Source organism: Carboxylicivirga linearis (genome assembly GCF_018271995.1).
GTDB classification, from domain to species: domain Bacteria; phylum Bacteroidota; class Bacteroidia; order Bacteroidales; family Marinilabiliaceae; genus Carboxylicivirga; species Carboxylicivirga linearis.
In genome coordinates this window covers 17,544-36,639 of sequence record NZ_JAGUCO010000033.1, presented here as the reverse complement: position 1 = coordinate 36,639, position 19,096 = coordinate 17,544, and the positions used below count along the sequence as shown (strand labels likewise).

Below are 19,096 nucleotides of genomic sequence, written 5' to 3'. Positions count from 1 at the left end.
CTGGCGTTATACCGAGACATTATTCTTGATATAACAGGCTTCTTCCCATTTTTATTCCTGTTTGGTGACCAGGGAGCCGGAAAGTCCAATTTTGTCAATTTCTTTATGCACCTGTTTGGAGAACCTAATCATGGAATATCCTTACTTAACTCCACGGACAAAGGTTTTTCACGATCATTAACACAACGCAGTAATGCTTTGTATTATCTGAAAGAATATACCAATTCCATTGATAAAAAGACGGTCGATGTTTTTAAGACAGGTTATGATGGAGAGTTGTATACCATGGCACAAAAAAGCAACGATAATAAAACCACAACACTGGAAATTAGCTCTGCCTGTATGGTAGATGGGAATGAACTGCCCACTTCTGAAGCAGCCCTTTTTGCCCGTATGATTGTATTGCATTTTGAGGATAATAAGTTCTCTGATGAAACTACAGAAGCTTATAAAAGGCTGCTAAAAGAGAAGGAGCATGGATTTTGCAATATAACACGTGAACTCTTTAAATACCGCAGCTATTTTGAAAAGCAGTTTAAAACGGTATTTAATGAGGTTTTTCAACAGGTTAAATTGGTTATAAATGCTGAAACAGAACTGGCAGACCGACAAATAAGACATATAGCCTTGTTGTTGACTCCAGTTAAACTCCTTCAAGGTAAATTGACTTTCCCATTTGATTTGGATACGTACCAGGATGCAGTTATTGAAAACGCAAAGATGCAAGATGAAATGGCAAGTGACTTAAAGGATGTATCCATCTTTTGGAGTGCCATTGCCTATAAGGTTGCCGACCCTTATGGAGATATCCGTAAAGACATCCACTACGTGAAAGACCCAATAAAGAAAATACTCTACATCAAATACAAACTACTTTATCCTTGCTATTGCGACTATGTGAATAAAAATAAGCTACACTTTCTTGAGATGAATTCATTGCGAGAATTGTTAACGGCAAAGGGTAATAAATCATTTATTCCCAATAGCTCACAAAAAAGTCGTAGAGTAAAATGCTATACGCATAGTGTATTAGGCTCCAGTTATATGTTTAAATACGAGGATGCCGAAACAACAAATGGAATAATCATTGATGGTGTGGAGCTGGCAATCTGAGTTTGTTTCTCATTTTTCTTTATAGGGTACTTTATGGTATCCTTTTTTTATGCTCAAAAATTCAACTAAAAGGAAATGGGTGTTTTTTATAGTAAATGAAGTAAATAATGTAAATCAAATACAGTAACATGTTTATTAACAACTATTTTGATATTTACTTCACATTTACTTGATTTACTTCACTGCTAAATTTGATAGTTTATTGTCCTGAAATTATGAAGTAATTGAGTGATGATAATCACTAAAAACCTTTCAATACCACTGTTTAAACAGATGTAAAGAAGAAATAGCTATCTTGCATAGAATATTTTACTCAATCTAAAAAATTAAAAGAATGAATAAATCAGAATTAGTAAGTGCCATTGCTGAGGCAAGTGGCTTAACAAAAGCAGATTCAGAGAAAGCTTTAAATGCAACAACAGAGGCAATCAAAGGTGCTTTAGCTAAAGGCGAAAGCATTCAATTAATAGGGTTTGGTACTTTCTCTATCAGCGAACGTTCAGCTCGCACTGGTAGAAATCCTCAAACAGGGAAAGAAATTCAGATAGCTGCAAAGAAAGTTGCTAAGTTTAAGCCGGGTAAGGCTTTGGATGAAGCTGTTAACTAGCTCAAAATATAAAAGGAGGTTGAGCCTCCTTTTTGTCATTCCCTTAAAATTTTCTCCATTGCTTTTCCTTTTGCCAGTTCGTCAATCAATTTATCGAGATACCTGATATGCTGCATTAACTTATCCTCAATTTCTTCAACTCGAACACCACATACAATGCCCTTAATTTTAGCGGCATTTGGATTTATTTTTGGTGCATACTTAAAGAACGTATCAAAATCGGAATTATTCGATAAAATTTGAAATAGACTGTATTTATCATAGCCTGTGAGCCAAAATATTATTTCATCCACTTCTTTCTGGGTTCTGCCTTTTCTTTCGGCTTTTTGAATATAAAGCGGATAGACTTTGGCAAAAGGCATCTTAAAGATTTTTATATTATCCATTCTTTATCCTATTTCTTTACACATCACACAAGCACTCAATTCTTTTGAAATAGAACAAAGCATGGGAGCTTTCAACTTAAATCCTTTATAAACGTGCTCCTTAAATGGCATAAATATGGAGTCACGATTAACACCATCTTTTCGTCCCTTTTTATAAATCATTATTGTTCGGTTTTCTTTTGGAAGATTCGAGCTGTTGCTCAATTCAACAAATGCTTTCACATCTTCAAACTTATCAATATAGTAGATAATGACTTCCGCTTCAATGTCAGTAGAATCAAGTTCGATTTTAATATCAGTTGGGAAATTTACAACCTTGATATGTTTAAACTTCTCAAGCCTTAATTTTGATAATTCCATATTTTAAAAGATTTAAGATTACCAATCCAATAATCGCTTTTCACCTTCCAAAGCCTTAATGCCCGAAATTTCCTGTGAGACTTCAATAACACCTTTGTAGTTGTCTGATTCATCACGAACAGCAAAATATTGAATAAGAATAAATTCACCTTTCATTTTAATCCAGAAATCAGCATGGTCTTTTTCACCATTCCTAAATGATTCAACAATCTGCTCTACCACATGTACACTTTCAGGCGGATGGCAGTTACTTACTTCACGCCCGATAATTGCTGTTGTGCGAGGAAAAATTCGTTTGGGCGGTGTTGAGAAATAGCAAACCTTGTTGTTCTCATCAACAAAAGTAATATCCACCGGAAGGTGATTAAAAATGAGTTTAATTTGCTCGATACTTACTTTACCCGTTCCAAGATTTACAAGGTTCCCTTCATAATCTGGTTTTACTTCTTTGTCCATCTTTAAATTAGGTTGAATAAAAGGATAGCCCAGCTCAAAGCCTTCACGATTCATCTTTTCTAACTGGCTTTCGCTGATGGTTGATAATATGCAAGGAAAGAGAATACGTTCTTCTCTGAACTTTATGGCGTGCATATTAAAGAATATGTCGCCTACGCATTTATTGAAAATTTTTAGTTCGATGTTTCCTTCCTGTAATTGGGTAATTACAGCTTTGATATTTCTGCGAATATCATCGTGAAACGACCACATAATCTGTAAACAGCGATAGTCCTGCCATGATTCCTCTATGATTGGGAATAGAACATTTTCCTTTATTGTATAATGTTTTGCAAAAATTTCAAGACGGGTAAAGAGTTCTGTCAGTTTTTTCTGTAAATCAGAATTACTTGAGTCTTTCACAAATTCTTTAAAAACCGGACGGACTTTATTTAATAACAATTCCATTTCATGGTTATTCTGTTCTAACACACCAAGAAAAGAATTCGGTTTTGGTTCAACTCTTACATAATCACGAATAGGAACATGGAAAATATTCAGGACTTTATTTGTCAGTACTTTTATATCTTCCATCTTATAACCTTCCTTTATAATCTCGTCAAAGAGGGTTATAAAATCAGTAGGTATTACCGTAGAAATAAAATCCTTGTTTTCAGTAATGAATGAATGAGCATTCCCTGTTTCCAAAATTAGTTTAGAAACCTCAAGCAATTTTTTTATACGTTGTTGTTTTGTATTTGTGAATTCCGACATATCAAAAACATTAATTAGCCTTATAATTTACAAATATTAATATTTACTATAAGCAAAAACCGCTGCAAAATGAAATTCACAACGGTTTATGAGTAATGTTTAAGTTTTTGAGAACTTGTATTTATTATGCTCACAACGATTAATTTTAGGATGCTTTAATCATTATCAGCAACATCTTAAACTTTTCAGTTGCTTCCACAGCATGAGGAATGTTGGCAGGCATAATAATCAATTGCCCTTCGCTCACCTTATGTTCCTTTTTATCTATAATAATTGTACCTGAACCTTCCAAAACCTGGACAATGGCATCGAAGGGAGCTGAATGTTCACTTAGGTTTTGTCCTTTATCAAATGCAAACAAGGTAAGATTTCCTTTTTCATTTCGTGTAATAATTTTGCTTACAGTTGAGCCATCGGAATAATCAACCATGTCTTTCAGGTTGTAAACTTCTGCGGTTTTAAATATCTTTTCAATCATAGCTAATTACGTTTTTAAATAGAACGCTACAAATCTGTTTTGCAGCGTTCTACATGAGTATGTTTTATATTAAGCCAAATGAAGCTTCAAATCTTCTTCAACTGTTCCAATTCCGGCTATTCCAAAGTTCTCAACCAAAACATTCACAACATTTGGAGAAAGGAAAGCTGGTAATGTTGGCCCCAGGTGAATGTTTTTCACACCTAAGTGTAAAAGAGCTAATAATACAATCACAGCCTTTTGCTCGTACCATGCAATGTTATAGGCAATTGGCAGTTCGTTAATATCATTCAATTCAAATACCTCTTTCAATTTAAGAGCCACAACAGCCAAAGAGTATGAATCATTACATTGTCCTGCATCCAAAACACGAGGAATACCGCCGATATCGCCTAATGGTAATTTGTTGTAACGATATTTCGCACATCCTGCGGTAAGAATAACAGTATCTTGTGGTAATTGGTCAGCAAAATCAGTATAGTATTCACGTCCTTTCATTCTACCATCACATCCTGCCATTACAAGGAATTTCTTGATTGCACCTGTTTTAACAGCATCAACTACTTTGTCGGCCAATTGTAAAACCTGGTTGTGTGCAAATCCACCAACAATTTCTCCTGTTTCAATCTCGGTTGGAGCAGGTAATTTCTTAGCGTGTTCAATAATTACAGAAAAATCTTTTGGTTGACCATCTTTTCTATCAGCAATATGAGTACAACCATCAAAGCCTGACGCACCTGTGGTGTAAACTCTGTCTTTGTAACTATCCTTTGGTGGAACAATACAGTTTGTAGTGAATAGGATTGCTCCGTTAAATGATTCAAATTCTTCTTTTTGTTTCCACCATGCATTACCATAGTTTCCTACAAAGTGTTCGTACTTTTTAAATGCGGGGTAATAGTGAGCGGGTAACATTTCACTGTGTGTATAAACATCAACTCCGGTTCCATCGGTTTGCTTTAACAGCTCTTCCATATCTTTCAAGTCGTGACCGCTGATAAGGATTGCCGGATTATTACGCACACCAATATTTACTTTTGTGATTTCAGGATTTCCGTATGATTCGGTATTTGCTTTGTCTAATAAAGCCATTACATTTACCCCATACTCACCGCATTCCAAAGTTAAGCCAACCAATTCATCAACAGTAATGTCAGTTCTGGTAGTAGCAACTAATGCCTTGTGCATAAATGCAAATACTTTCTCGTCAATATAACCTAAATTAAAAGCATGTTCGGCGTAAGCAGCCATCCCTTTTAATCCGTAGGTTAACAACTCTTTTAATGAACGAATATCCTCGTTTTGCTCTGTTAATATTCCAACAATTTCACTTTTAGCTTTAATTGCTTCATCACTCTCTGCAACCCATGTAGCATTAGCAGGAAGGCTTGGAATTGCAACACCTTTATCTTCCAATTCTTTCTTTAAAGCATCACGAACCTGAATACCTTCAATAATTTTATTGGTGATTTTATTATCATCGAAATTAGCGTTGGTAATAGTTACAAATAAGGCTTCAAATACAAATTTATCGGCTTTGTCAATCGCAACAGAATTCTTCTTTGCAATTTCAGTAACCAATGATACACCTTTGGTTACATACACTAATAAATCCTGTAGGTTAGCTGTTGAATCTTCTTTTCCACAAACTCCTTTGATGGTACAACCTTCTCCTTTTGCAGCTTCCTGACATTGGTAACAAAACATGCTCATAATCTTATCTTTTTTAAATTTTTATTCTAAATCAACGATACAAAGTTCTGTCATTTTGAAAGCAATAGCTGTAACATATGTTACAGGAAGGGCATTTTTTTCTAACTTTATCGAAAATAAATATCTAAGTCACAGTTTATGGGAAGTACAGCTACAGAGGATAATAATTTCAATGAAAAATATATTCAGCCTTGTAATGATAAATGTAGTTTTTGCTTTTTAAACTATGTTGATGCACTGAAATCGAGCTATATTTTTAAAGATTTAAAGGCTGAGGCCATTGGTGAGATAATTAAAAAAGTCCATCACCAGGTAAAAACATACAAAAAAGATGAACTGATTGCAAGTAGTGGTGATACATGCAACAGCCTCAGAATAATTGTTAAAGGAGCTGCTGTTGGCGAAATGATGGATTTTCAGGGAAAGTCTTTGCGTATTGAAGAACTTCATGCCCCTGATACAATAGCTTCTGCATTCTTATTTGGTGAGGATAATACACTCCCTGTTGATGTGATTGCCATTGAAGAAACCAAAATCTTGTTTATACCGAGACAAGACCTGATGAACTTGTTTTGTAACGAAAATACTGTGCTAAAGAACTATCTCGATATTATATCCAACAGGGCACAGAAACTCACAAAAAAGATTAAGCTTCTGGGCTTACAATCCATTAGAGGCAAATTTGCAAATTATCTGCTAGAACATGTTAGACGAGAAGGTAAAATGGAATTTACAATTAAAAACTCACAAAGTGAACTTGCCAATATGTTCGGAATTTCACGTCCATCGCTGGGAAGGGTAATACGCGAAATGCATAATGAGGGCATTATCGAAGCAGATGGACGAAATATAAAAATTGTGGATAAAAAAGCCCTTTCGGGATTGTTGAAGTAAAAACAAGCAATGGCCTTTCAAATCATTGCTTGGTAAGTTTATTCGTCCCAAAACAAGTGTATTCCTTATTGGGAAATGAAACATCAAATGTCGTTTCTATTTCCGTTTCTGAGAGCTTTTTTATAATCCAGCGAGCTTTTCCTCCGGGTACAAAGTTTTCGATAAATTCGGTATTGAACACCAATGTTGTATCGTTCGATAAGGAATCAACCAGTACATACTGGTTATAATATCCTTCGCTGTTGAATTGCCGAAAGACAATTGCACTTCGGGTTTTATCAAAACTTATAAAGCCTTTGTCAATATGATGTTCACCTTCCGGATTCTTTTCTGTGGGTTCGAATTTAGATTCATTGCTTACTTCAATGTAATTGTTATCCATAACCAAATTGAAACTCGATTCAATGACTGAGTTATTATTACCGAAGCCGGAACCTGTTCCATGCCAATTCCCCAATAGAAATTCTAATCGTTTAAACTTATTGTCCTGAGATTGCCCCAATTGAACAATAAACACCAGGCAAACTAGTGTTAATATTATTTGCTTCATATTTTCGTTATGAATGATTTCTGAAATACACGAAAAATTCTTCTTCACCCTTTTTGTCAAGCCAATGCTCATAGTTCAAACTTAGTGATTTATCAATAAGTGGAGCCGGAATAAAAGGTGCAATTACTTTTAATATTTTTCCTGGTTCAAGTTTCTTCAATAAAGCTAATACTTCATGCACTGGCTGTTCGCCTGCATTTAGCATTTCTCTTATGTCTATTGATTCAGAGATATTCGATTCAACAAACCAATCAGGTTTTTCAGTAGTATAATTGCTGTCTTCTGCTTCAATTGAGTCGGTTGCTGTTTGCCCAACTTCTGCACGAAGCTTGTTTATGAGTTCTTCAACTTTGATACCACCAATTACAGATGCCTGACTTAAAGTAGTAATCTTTGTAATGGTTTTTCGCAATACTGGATTCTTCAACTTTTTGAACGGTGGAGCAACAGCTATTAGCACATCCTCTAACTGAGGATATGCTTCCAATAAATCGAATATCTTTGTTTTGGGGGTAATTATCAGTTTATCCATTATTTTCTTCTTTATCGTCAGTATATTCTAAAATTCGTCTTTCACCTTCCAATGCCCTGTTTTCTGATAAATCCTGTGAAACTTCAAGTGTGCCAAGGTATTCACCATCTTCGCCACGCAAGGCAAAATATTCAATCTTTATAAACTTGCCTTTCATCTGAATCCAGAAAGGTGCGTGTGAAGCTTTACCCGATTTAAAATCTTCCAGAATTTTCTCGACAATATGTGTGCTTCCGGGAGGGTGACACAAACGCACATCACGATTGATAATTGAACGGTTGCGGACGAATATGCGCTCCTTTCCTTGTGTGAAATATTTTACTTTGTCGTTTTTATCTACAAAGGTCATATCGAATGGAACGGAATTTAGAATTGCCATTATTTCTTTTGCAGAGAAACTGCCTGATGGTAATTGAATGTTTCCGTCAGAAGAAACTCCTGTTTCATCTTTATCATCTGTCAATCCTTCGGGCTTCCATTCAACTTGTGGGTCATACAGGCAAAAACCAAATTCCAGCGTTTGTTTATGAATGCTCCACCAATCCTCTTTAGTTAGCACATCCATACTCATAGGAAACAGAATTTCTTCCTCTTTCTGTACCATATCAATTACTGCTTGCAGAGTCGGGAAAAACAACAAATCGAGAGAATCAACTAAATCGGTCTTAGTAATATCTTTTGAGTTTAAAACCTCGATACAACCTTTCAACTGTTCCCTTATTTCATCATGTTTGCCCCACATAACTTTGGGCGGGCCAGTAATTTCATTTTTCTCTAAGTGTGGAAATACAAGGTACTCTTTACGGAGGTAGTGCTTGTCAACATCCATTAATTGATTAAACACACCTTGCAATCCGAATATAAATTGCTGAAACTCCGAATCATCAACTGCACTTAATGCCTTTAAAAGGGTTTTCGCTTTTTCGGCTACTTTCTTCAGCTCAATATTCTCATTCTTGAAAACATCAACCGGATGCCCGGCAGGAATATCTTTTGCTCCGCTTAAATCTACGTTGCCTTCGAGAACCGAACCATGTACATCACAAAGTTTCAAAACTTCTTCTTCGGGTAAGCCTTCCTGCATTAGTTCCTGTTCAACTTCTACTACTTCACCGTAAGGAATAATTTTTAGCGTTTCAACCAGTTCTTTTTTTACAGCTTCTGCCGATTCACCTTCGTGTAATTTTAGAATAAGTTCTTTTAATCGCTCTTTACGATACTTTGAATTATTAATAAGTTCGCTCATGCTATTTTATTTTAATTAAACACTTTTATAAAAGTCGAATGGCTCTTTGCATTACCAAAGGTTATTTATTCAAATCGCTGAAATTTATCTTATAACTTTCCGCCGTCAATATCAAAAGGAAATCACTTCCCCAACCACTCGCCCATGGTTTAAATTCCTGAGGTTTGATAGTCTCAAAATCACCAATATATTTTGTTCTTCCACTTCGCGGATTAAACCAATACGCATTTATCCTATTCGAATCTATTTTTGATAAATCAATTTTTATTGGGTTTCCAATTGGCGAATAGGCAACAACTACTTGTTTATCAGAATCAATAGCACATAAAATATATGATTCGTCCTCAGGATTAGAATTTAGTACTAAATTCTGATTAAGATTCATTTTCTGCCAAGGAAGTTTCTCGAAAATATATCTCATGTACCCCATTTGAGAAGAACCAGGTAGCTGAAGTGCAGCTTGCCAATCTGTCCGGGCATTGATAATGGGTATTTTGCTGATATCATACATTTGCCAAATATCATTACAACCGTATGTGTATCCGGCGGCTCCAGCAATTACACTCCAATATGCAGAAATTCTCACATCAGCATCGTCAAGCCAGCCGTGTGACTTCTCTTCCCAAAATCGGTCTGGTATGTTTTCATATCTCGCTTCACCGTTAATTATGGGTCGCATTGCTGAGGATTTTCTACTATCTGTAACATATGAATACTCTCTTGCAGTTCTGCTATGTCCACTTTGAAACATATCAAAATCGAGCCAATGATCATTCAGAAAATCTGTAGCTTTTTTGCCCCCAACAGGGTGAAATGACATCAAATGTTTGTTATCCACCTCTCGGATACCTTCTGCCATTGCTCGTATTATTTTATAATGGTTTTCATTTTCAAGAGCTCTGTCTCCTCCAAGAATCCAAATAAGGTTATTATAATTGAGATACCGTCTGGCAATAAGTTCTCCGTAAACAGTCGCATTTTCAGGATTGAAAATCTCAGGACCAGCTCCCCATTTTTTATTAAACTTATCACCCCAGGATGGCAGTAAAGCAATATAAAGGCCCAGTTCATTGGCTTTATTTAGTACATAATCAACATGTTTAAAATATTGATCATTTAATTTTGTCGGGTTATTATTTAATAGAGGTTTTTCTCCGTAAGCATTTGGAGTATTCAATCCGTCCAGTTCGGCAAGAATTACAGTTTGTATAACTGTAAATCCCTTATTAGCCCTATCAGTGAGGTACTGGTCAACTTGTTCTCTGTCTAATCGATGAATCAATTCCCATGCAGTTCCTCCTAACCAAAAAAATGGTTTATTGTCTTCGGTCACAAAATAACTACTATCATTACTAATTTTCAGCAAAGCTAGTTCCTGTCCACAACTTATATGAGTTATCAAGATGCTGACAAAAATTAAAAGTGTTTGTTTCATTATTGCTCTTTCTTTTAATGTTTGGAAACAATAATATATAAAAGTTACAACAATTTAACGAGCTTTCGGTTTCCTGAACTTCTTTCTCCAAAGCAAATATCCGCTCAATACAACCATAACGCTTACCAATCCTGATAAGGGAACCAGGAGAATGTAAAAGTTACCAAGAAGAAATCGAAAAAAACGTCCTGTGTGAATTTCAAGTGATAAGTTCCAGAGTGACATTTTCGATTCTTTAAGGACATTATTTGGCATTTCCGGAAATAACTTATCGTGATACAAAGGAATGGCTCCTTTGTCATAGTCAATCATATATTGTTTGCCGTCCAAATCAGTTATCAATCCTGTAACTTTAAAATCGCCAATAGGTCTGCCAGTTGTATTTCCTGCATATAAAGTACCTTTTGCATAGTTGTAAATCTCAGGATGAGCCGGATGCCATAAGAACAAACCGCTGAACGAACCTATAATGTATGCTCCATCATTGAAAGGTTCAAGCACATTAATTCCCATAACACTTATCGGAGGCTGAACTTTAAAAACTATTGGAGCCAGATTATCTTTTTCCATATAATAGATTCCTTCCGATGTTGCCAAAAGAAAATCATTTCGTTGTTCATCAAATTTTAAGTCTCTTAATTTATCGTACCAGGGATTAGGCTGGTCGAGATGAGAATATTTTACCGGGCTTACTTTTGAATAGGCAATAGCAATAAGCAAAGGAGGACGTAAGAACATGCCTGTAAAAAACAAAACTATCAGGCAAACAAATAACCAGGCTCCTGTTTTATTGTGCCATTTTAACGACCATCGGTTCGTCTTTACAATTGATGTGACTGTTTTCGACTTTTTCTTTCTACGCTTTATCCATCCGGGGAAAAAGAAGTAAAAAATTCCGGTAATCGATAAAAAGATAGTTACTAATCCTAACACATCAACAAACAGCTTTCCGGGAATCCCAAAAATTTCACCTGAATGAATTTGCCACATGGTCTCAAAAAGCGAAACTTTATTATTGTAATTTAGTGGCTGCCTTAGTTCAATTTTCTGAAATTGGGTGTTGATACCTTCCGACTTTCCTTTAAAGAGATATGAGCGATTTAAAACATAGAGTGTATCTTCAATGCTTTCAATAGCAACAAAACGTTTAATGTCCACATCTAGGTCAAACTTATTCCATTGACTTCTGGCTCTATCAAAAGAAAATAGTCCGAATTGAGTTGCAGCGTATAAATTTCCATCGGTTGAAAGATGTAAGTCAAAAATTTTACGATTGTCGCTACCATGTGGAAAACCATTATTGAATGAGTGATAATTCGTAAAAGTAGAATCTGTAAGCCATACACCAATATTACCAAAGACCAATATACTATCTGAACTTATAATAAGATTACCCTTAATGGCACTATTGTTCCAATTCTTGTAACGGAAATCATTTGGGAGGCTACTTCGCGAAACATCAATGCCTGAGAAAAACTCACGATGATTCATAATGATGCCTGTAACCGAGAAATATAAAAGCAGAAAGGCAATGATTAGCCCTGGCCACTTATGAAGCTTTTTATAAAGTTTTCCCATTTATCAATCAGTCTAAACGTTCGTTCTTATTTAAATTACAGCATCTTAAAAATCGTCAATGCTGAATATTGTTTTTTTAATCTCTTTAAAAAGTCTTAAATTTATTAGATGCAATTTTATGAAATAGAAAAATCATAAGCTGTAACATATGGTACAGTTTCTTTGTTTGTGACAACCTATATTTGTATTGCAAGATTGAATATTCATTAATTTGTTTTAATGAAAATGCGGGGAGGATAGTTTTACTATAATGAAACTAAAGACTATGATTCTATTGAAAAAAATTTTACCTCCGGATAAATGGCGAATTCCAGTCATTATTGTTACCGCTATCTTAGTTGGTCTTTTTTTCTTTCTATTTTACATCTCCAACGCATCATCTTATTTATCTGATGAGCCAAAAACCTGTGTTAACTGTCACATTATGGCTCCTCAATATGCAACCTGGATGCATAGCTCCCATAGAGAATGGGCTAACTGTAATGACTGTCACGTACCTCACAATAACGTACTCAATAAATATTATTTCAAAGGGAAAGATGGTATGAGACATGCAACCATTTTTACTATGAGAGCAGAACCTCAGGTCATCCAAATTAAGGATGCTGGACATCAGGTTGTTCAGCAAAATTGTATTCGATGCCACAGTGACCTTATTACAGATTCAAAAATGAATACCATACATGCCGACTTTCATTCAAACAGAACGGACAGAACATGTTGGGAATGCCATCGTGAAGTTCCCCATGGCAGGGTGAACAGTCTTTCGAGTACGCCTAATGCAAAAGTACCATTGCCTGAAAGTCCTGTACCCGATTGGTTAAAAGAAGCACTAAAAGAAACTAATTAGCATAACCATATGAAATCATTCAGCGAACAAATCAAAGAAAAACCCTGGAAAGGCTGGATTCTTTTCCTCGGAACAATAATAGTTGTATTCCTTTTAGGATTGTTAGCATCAAGTGTTGTAGAAAGAAGAAGCGAAGCGGTGTTTGCCTATGCACCCAAAAACGATTTTTCTCAGTTTGAACCCCGTAATGAAAAGTGGGGAGCTAATTTTCCTCGTGAATTCGAATCATACTATAACACTTCTGATACAACATTTAGAAGTAAATACAATGGTTCTGCAACTATAGATGAATTGGAGGAAGACCCAAGGATGGTTGTGCTTTGGGCTGGATATGGTTTTTCTAAAGAATATAACCAGGGGCGAGGCCACTATTATGCGGTAAATGATGTCCGTAATATTTTAAGAACTGGCGCACCAAATGATAGTGTAAAAAGTCCAATGCCAAATACTTGCTGGACATGTAAAAGCCCCGATGTTCCAAGAATGATGAATGAAGTGGGGATTGCAGAGTTTTATAAAGGTTCATGGGAAAAATGGGGAGCTGAAATAGTTAACCCAATTGGTTGTGCCGATTGCCATGATGTGAATACCATGCAGTTACGCATTTCTCGTCCGGCATTGATTGAAGCATTTGAAAGACAAGGAAAAGACATAAGTAAAGCCACGCATCAGGAAATGCGAACTTTAGTTTGCGCCCAATGTCATGTCGAATATTACTTCAATAAGGATAAAATTGAAGGTGTTCCTTACCTTACTTTCCCCTGGGATAATGGAATGACCGTTGAAGCCGCAGAAGAATACTATGACAATATGAACTTTAGTGACTGGACGCATCAATTAAGTAAGGCTCCGATGCTAAAAGCGCAACATCCGGGTTATGAAACTTACTTAACAGGAGTTCATGCTCAACGAGGGGTTTCATGCGCCGATTGTCATATGCCTTATAAGAGCGAAGGGGGAGTAAAATTTACCGACCATCATATTCAAAGTCCGCTTAATAATGTGGCTAATTCATGCCAGGTTTGCCATCGTGAAGAAGCCCACAAACTCATTGCCGATGTATATTCTCGTCAGGATAAAATAAAAGAAAACGTAAACATACTTGAAGATTTATTGGTGAAAGCACATGTAGAAGCTAAAGCAGCATGGGACAAAGGTGCAAACGAAAAACAAATGCAACCCATACTTATGGATATACGACACGCTCAATGGCGTTGGGATTATTCTGTAGCAGCACATGGCGCATCATTCCATTCTCCAGTTGAAACTGGTCGAATTGTATCATCAGGAATTAATATTGCACAAGAGGCAAGAATCAAGCTTACCCGCTTATTAGCCGACCTTGGTTATAATAAAGAGGTTGAAATGCCTGATATATCTACTAAAGCGAAGGCACAACAGTACATAGGCTTGGATATGGCTAAATTAAATGCTGATAAAGCAGAATTTCTTGAAACAGTAGTTCCTAAATGGCTTGAAGAAGCTAGTCAAAGAGAATCAAAATATTAGAATAAAGACCTTGCAAAATACTAAAGAAAAGAAAAGCTTGTGGGTACTTCCCTGGAGGTACTCAGAAAGCTTCCTGATAGCTTTTGCCCTGCTTTTGGCATCATTGGGCCTTGAATTTATAACAGGAACAAAAGCTCCCAAAATTTCATGGCCAGCCAATGTTATTTCACTTGTTCTTTTAGCAAACATCTCGTTATTGCTGTACCTGTTATCAAAAAAAAGAACGTTTTTCAAATGGTTTTATAGCGTTCCTGCATCTATTGCAGGGATAATATTGTTCGTTGTACCATCTCTTTCAATGGCTTTAGTTCCACAAAGACAAACAGATTCGTTGTTTTTTCTGTTTGATGTAACATCAAGCTGGACTTACACAATTGGTGTGACTTTCTTTTTAATCATACTTGGTACAGTAACCATAAAAAGGATTACAAAATTATCAAAAAGAAATATTGGATTCTTTCTAAACCATTTCGGTTTATGGCTGTGTATTGCAGCAGCTCATTTAGGTGCAGGAGACATACAAAAACTGAATATGTATCTTGAAGAAGGCAAAACTATCTGGTATGGAGTTGAGAACGGAAACAGTACAGAAGAATTGAATTTTGCCATTAAGCTACGAGATTTCTCCATTGAAGAATATCCAGCGAAAATTGCATTCGTTGATAACAAAACCGGGGAGATAATCAATCAAAACAACAAACCTTTAATGATAGACCCAAACAAGGGCTTGCAATTCAACTATAAGGATTACGATTTTAAGATTGAAAAGCTTTTAATGAGTTCTGCGCCTGTTTTAAATAGGTTTGAACCTGTGTTGGGGATGGGGGCAACACAATCAACGATGATAACAAAGTCATACAACGGAATGGTTGATACATTCTGGATTTCAAGTCCGAGTATTTTATACCATCAGGTAATGTACTCGATAGATTCAAGCACTATCATGCTTATGACCGAACCCGAAGCAAAACGATTCCTGTCTGAAATAACGGTTTATGAAAAAGCCGGAGCAGTATATGATACCATCATCGAGGTAAATAAACCAATCAAGATTTCCGGATGGAAGATTTATCAAACAAGTTATGATGAAACAATGGGACGTTGGTCAACGAAAAGCATTTTGGAACTGGTTAAAGACCCTTGGTTGCCGTCGGTATATTTGGGATTCTTCTTACTCATTGCAGGAACTTTCTATCTGATATGGACTGGTAAAAGGAAGGAGGAAGTGTAATGTGGCATAATTTTGAAATATTCGCAATTATTTCGGTGGTAGCATGGATTTTGGCTATTGGCACTTCACTTTCTGACAAGATGGGCAAAATCGCCAATTTGACTGCAATCCTTGGAACTTTAAGTCTGGCTGTATTTATCGTTTTACTTTGGACTAATCTTCATCGCCCACCATTAAGAACTCTTGGAGAGACAAGACTTTGGTATTCATTCTTCCTGGCAATTTCAGGCTATGTAATATTTAAGCGATGGAAAATCAAGCTAATGCTTATGTATTCACTTGGTATGGCTATTCTATTTTTATTATTGAACTACCTAAATCCTGATATTCACAGTAAAACACTAATGCCAGCATTGCAAAGCATTTGGTTTGTACCTCATGTAATTGTGTATATGATTGCTTACGCATTATTGGGCTTATCTGCACTTTTCGGGTTGCTTGGATTATATGTCATTAGAAAAGATAATCTGAAAGAGGATTTTGTATTAAAAACAGATAACATAGTCTATGTCGGCTTTGGCTTCCTCACGTTAGGGCTTATTTTTGGGGCTTTATGGGCAAAAGAAGCATGGGGGCATTATTGGACTTGGGATCCCAAAGAGACATGGGCATTTCTTACTTGGGCAGTTTACCTGATTTATATTCATTTCAGGATAAAAAGTAATCTAAGCCACAAAAAAGTCTTTCTGATTTTACTGTTGGCATTTGTAGTATTACTCATTTGTTGGTTTGGAATCAATTACCTTCCGGCAGCGCAAAATAGTGTGCATGTTTATTCGAGTTAAACAATTCACGATGAAATGAGTTTTCTTCCTATTGAATTAAATACCTATGGTTGTAAGAAAGATAAAGAGAAGCATACGCTTTTCTAAATATGTAATATACAGGGAAACTCTAATAGATTACAAAGAGTTTCTATGGTCATTTATTGGTGCGTTTGTCGGTATCGGATTAATCGCATTTATACAAAGCACTCATCTTAGCGAGTTAGAAAATATATTTCTTATCGGTTCATTTGGAGCATCTAGTGTTTTGATATACGGAGCAGTTGAAAGTCCTTTAGCGCAACCACGGAATCTCATTGGGGGACATTTTATTTCTGCAATAATTGGAGTAACCATTTTTAAAATATTACCAGAAATAATATGGATTACAGCACCGTTAGCTGTTGCTACTTCAATAGTTGCAATGCAATTATCAAAAACGCTACATCCTCCCGGCGGAGCTACTGCATTAATTGCAGTTATTGGTACTGAGAAAGTCAAAGCTATCGGATATTTTTATGCAATTTCTCCAGTCTTATCAGGAGCTTTTATCTTATTTCTTGTTGCGTTAGTTTTTAATAACATGACTAAACACAGGACTTATCCAACCAATGGTAGAGTTAGAGGAGTTTTGAGAAAAATTAAATTAAAAATCAGTAACTATAAACCGTTTCGATAATAACATAGCTATTAAAAAAATATAGCCACAACCATTTTTAATGCTATGGTATTTAGTGAAGATATTTACTTGAAAATTCTTATAAAGTAAATCTATATTTTGTTGACGTATTGATTTTTACATCTCTCCATTTACAATATTTACAAAGTTTACATGAAATTGTAAGTGTTGGCTTACATTCTCATATTTCCTGAAATAAATACAATTGACCTACCTTAATTTCTGCTTCACATATTTATTCTATATTTGTGAAAATTTTCTCATGTAATAAATATGCAAAGCGTTGAATTTAAGATAGAAAAGACAATTAAGTCAAAACCTAAAGGTTATCTATTGTTTTCCGATGATTTTAGCCATAGAGGTTCGGCTGAATCAATAAGAAAAGCTTTGCAAAACTTAAAAGAAAAAGGTCTGATAAGGTCTGTTGCTCATGGTATATACGTGCGTCCGATAATAGACAAATATATTGGAGAAGTATTGCCTACCGCCGAGGATGTAGCTAAAGCCATTGCCAGACGCGATAAAATTAAACTCATCTCTACAGGAGCATACGCATTACATGCTTTAGGTTTAAGTACACAAGTACCTTTAAAATTAGTTTTCCTCACCGATGGTGCTCCCCGTATTATTAAGGTCGGAAAAAGAACCATAAAACTAAAAAGAACCACTCCTAAAAACCTTAAAGCAAAAGGTAAAATCAGCTCTTTGGTTATACAGGCTTTGCGTGAAATAGGCAAAGATAAAGCCACCGAAGTGGAACTCCGAAAAATTAATACGCTTTTACAGAAAGAAGACCCCAAACTGTTGCAACACGATATTGCATTAGCCCCGGTGTGGATTAGAGAAATAATGAAACAGGCAATTGATAAATAGATAAAAAAAGAATATGTCAGAAGACAAGTTAGATATAAACAGCAATCTATTTGCAGATATTCAACAGCTAATTGACCATGGTAAACAGCAGGTAGCTCAGGCGGTGAATGTTGGAATTACCGCCACATACTGGAACATTGGTAAGCGAATTAAAGAAGATATCCTTGAAAATAAGCGAGCTGATTACGGAAAACAAATTTTGCATGCACTGAGTGCAAAATTAACAACACACTATGGTTCAGGATATTCAGAGAGAAACTTAGCAAACATGGTACGCTTTGCAGAGACTTTTCCTGAATCAGAAATTGTCTCTGCACTGTGGAGACAATTGAGCTGGACTCATTTTAAATCAATCATCTATCTCAAAACAGACTTAGAACGTGAGTTTTATGCACAGATGTGTCGAATTGAAAACTGGAGCACACGTACCCTGCAAAAGAAAATAGACTCAATGCTGTTTGAACGCACAGCTATTAGTAAAAAGCCAGAAGAACTTGCAAAACTTGAACTTCAAGCATTAAAAGAAAGCGATAAACTCTCTCCGGATTTAGTTTTTAAAGACCATTATGTCCTTGACTTCTTAAACCTAAAAGATACTTATGCAGAGAAAGATCTGGAAGCTGCCATACTTAGGGAGATAGAAAACTTCTTAATTGAATTGGGTTCTGGTTTCACCTTTGTTGCCCGTCAAAAACGTATGATAATCGACAATACCGATTTTAATCTTGATTTGTTGTTCTATCACCGGAAATTGAAACGATTAATTGCAATAGACCTTAAAATCGGGAAATTTAAACCTGCCTATAAAGGACAAATGGAACTGTATTTGCGATATCTTGAAAAACACGATACCGAACCGGATGAAGAACGACCAATAGGCTTAATACTTTGTGCTGAAGGAAACCAGGAACAAATAGAGCTTCTTCAATTGGATAAAGCAAACATAAAGGTTGCCGAATACATAACCCAACATTTACCCAAAGAGCTTTTAGCCAAAAAATTGCATCAATTTACAATTACTGCTAAAAGGCTTATTGAAAACCGAGATAAAGAATAAAATATTTTAGACTGATTTTAAGAAAAATACAA

General features: G+C 35.7%; 20 protein-coding genes. 10 read left to right on the top strand and 10 right to left on the bottom strand.

Features of this window, described 5'->3' with window-relative positions; translation table 11 throughout:
* Positions 1 to 1,113, top strand: a 1,113-nt coding sequence (locus tag KEM10_RS21910; RefSeq protein WP_212219824.1) for a hypothetical protein, incomplete at its 5' end; no start/stop codon positions are given.
* 334 nt (positions 1,114 to 1,447) lie between these two features.
* Complete coding sequence (locus KEM10_RS21905) at positions 1,448 to 1,720, top strand: HU family DNA-binding protein (protein ID WP_212219821.1); 273 nt, start codon at positions 1,448 to 1,450, stop codon at positions 1,718 to 1,720.
* Positions 1,721 to 1,755: 35 nt separating this feature from the next.
* On the opposite strand, the gene KEM10_RS21900 is transcribed toward KEM10_RS21905, so the two are convergent.
* From KEM10_RS21900 to hcp, 5 genes are all read right to left on the bottom strand, one after another.
* Positions 1,756 to 2,106 (bottom strand): DUF2200 domain-containing protein, encoded by a 351-nt coding sequence (locus tag KEM10_RS21900; RefSeq protein ID WP_212219818.1) that lies wholly within the window; start codon positions 2,104 to 2,106, stop codon positions 1,756 to 1,758.
* Between the two features lie 3 nt (positions 2,107 to 2,109).
* Positions 2,110 to 2,466, bottom strand: a complete 357-nt coding sequence (locus tag KEM10_RS21895) for a hypothetical protein (protein ID WP_212219815.1) — start codon at positions 2,464 to 2,466, stop codon at positions 2,110 to 2,112.
* 18 nt (positions 2,467 to 2,484) lie between these two features.
* On the bottom strand, positions 2,485 to 3,675 hold the full coding sequence (locus KEM10_RS21890) for a DUF438 domain-containing protein (protein ID WP_212219812.1): 1,191 nt from the start codon (positions 3,673 to 3,675) through the stop codon (positions 2,485 to 2,487).
* Between the two features lie 145 nt (positions 3,676 to 3,820).
* Complete coding sequence (locus KEM10_RS21885; protein WP_212219809.1) at positions 3,821 to 4,153, bottom strand: cupin domain-containing protein; 333 nt, start codon at positions 4,151 to 4,153, stop codon at positions 3,821 to 3,823.
* A 69-nt stretch (positions 4,154 to 4,222) separates the two neighbouring features.
* Positions 4,223 to 5,866 (bottom strand): hydroxylamine reductase, encoded by a 1,644-nt coding sequence (gene hcp / locus KEM10_RS21880; protein ID WP_212219806.1) that lies wholly within the window; start codon positions 5,864 to 5,866, stop codon positions 4,223 to 4,225.
* Positions 5,867 to 6,004: 138 nt separating this feature from the next.
* Here hcp and KEM10_RS21875 point away from each other — a divergent pair, with 138 nt between their 5' ends.
* A complete protein-coding gene (locus KEM10_RS21875) occupies positions 6,005 to 6,760 on the top strand; it encodes a Crp/Fnr family transcriptional regulator (protein ID WP_212219803.1) in 756 nt (251 codons plus the stop codon).
* Positions 6,761 to 6,782: 22 nt separating this feature from the next.
* On the opposite strand, the gene KEM10_RS21870 is transcribed toward KEM10_RS21875, so the two are convergent.
* The 5 genes from KEM10_RS21870 to KEM10_RS21850 all read right to left on the bottom strand — a co-directional run bounded on the left by KEM10_RS21870 (position 6,783) and on the right by KEM10_RS21850 (position 12,101).
* On the bottom strand, positions 6,783 to 7,310 hold the full coding sequence (locus KEM10_RS21870; RefSeq protein WP_212219800.1) for a hypothetical protein: 528 nt from the start codon (positions 7,308 to 7,310) through the stop codon (positions 6,783 to 6,785).
* 7 nt (positions 7,311 to 7,317) lie between these two features.
* On the bottom strand, positions 7,318 to 7,842 hold the full coding sequence (locus KEM10_RS21865; protein WP_212219797.1) for a DUF1858 domain-containing protein: 525 nt from the start codon (positions 7,840 to 7,842) through the stop codon (positions 7,318 to 7,320).
* Positions 7,835 to 9,088: a DUF438 domain-containing protein gene (locus KEM10_RS21860; protein ID WP_212219795.1), complete on the bottom strand. Its 1,254-nt coding sequence runs from the start codon at positions 9,086 to 9,088 to the stop codon at positions 7,835 to 7,837. The genes KEM10_RS21865 and KEM10_RS21860 overlap by 8 nt, the downstream gene beginning before the upstream one ends.
* Positions 9,089 to 9,149: 61 nt before the next feature.
* A complete protein-coding gene (locus KEM10_RS21855; RefSeq protein ID WP_212219792.1) occupies positions 9,150 to 10,523 on the bottom strand; it encodes a glycoside hydrolase family 140 protein in 1,374 nt (457 codons plus the stop codon).
* A gap of 54 nt (positions 10,524 to 10,577) precedes the next feature.
* Positions 10,578 to 12,101, bottom strand: a complete 1,524-nt coding sequence (locus KEM10_RS21850) for a PepSY-associated TM helix domain-containing protein (protein WP_212219789.1) — start codon at positions 12,099 to 12,101, stop codon at positions 10,578 to 10,580.
* Between the two features lie 265 nt (positions 12,102 to 12,366).
* Here KEM10_RS21850 and nrfH point away from each other — a divergent pair, with 265 nt between their 5' ends.
* From nrfH to KEM10_RS21815, 7 genes are all read left to right on the top strand, one after another.
* Complete coding sequence (nrfH, locus tag KEM10_RS21845) at positions 12,367 to 12,951, top strand: cytochrome c nitrite reductase small subunit (RefSeq protein ID WP_244826107.1); 585 nt, start codon at positions 12,367 to 12,369, stop codon at positions 12,949 to 12,951.
* A gap of 9 nt (positions 12,952 to 12,960) precedes the next feature.
* The gene (gene nrfA, locus KEM10_RS21840) at positions 12,961 to 14,460 is read left to right on the top strand and encodes an ammonia-forming cytochrome c nitrite reductase (RefSeq protein ID WP_212219783.1); all 1,500 of its coding nucleotides are present in this window, start codon (positions 12,961 to 12,963) and stop codon (positions 14,458 to 14,460) included.
* On the top strand, positions 14,426 to 15,691 hold the full coding sequence (locus KEM10_RS21835) for a cytochrome c biogenesis protein ResB (protein ID WP_212219780.1): 1,266 nt from the start codon (positions 14,426 to 14,428) through the stop codon (positions 15,689 to 15,691). The genes nrfA and KEM10_RS21835 overlap by 35 nt, the downstream gene beginning before the upstream one ends.
* Positions 15,691 to 16,476: a cytochrome c biogenesis protein gene (locus tag KEM10_RS21830; protein WP_212219777.1), complete on the top strand. Its 786-nt coding sequence runs from the start codon at positions 15,691 to 15,693 to the stop codon at positions 16,474 to 16,476. The genes KEM10_RS21835 and KEM10_RS21830 overlap by 1 nt, the downstream gene beginning before the upstream one ends.
* 46 nt (positions 16,477 to 16,522) lie before the next feature.
* Positions 16,523 to 17,134 (top strand): HPP family protein, encoded by a 612-nt coding sequence (locus KEM10_RS21825; RefSeq protein WP_212219774.1) that lies wholly within the window; start codon positions 16,523 to 16,525, stop codon positions 17,132 to 17,134.
* Positions 17,135 to 17,407: 273 nt separating this feature from the next.
* Entirely contained in the window at positions 17,408 to 18,007 is a 600-nt protein-coding gene (locus KEM10_RS21820) for a DUF6088 family protein (RefSeq protein ID WP_212219771.1), read from the top strand.
* A gap of 13 nt (positions 18,008 to 18,020) precedes the next feature.
* Positions 18,021 to 19,064 (top strand): PDDEXK nuclease domain-containing protein, encoded by a 1,044-nt coding sequence (locus tag KEM10_RS21815; RefSeq protein ID WP_212219769.1) that lies wholly within the window; start codon positions 18,021 to 18,023, stop codon positions 19,062 to 19,064.
* Positions 19,065 to 19,096 lie beyond the last annotated feature (32 nt).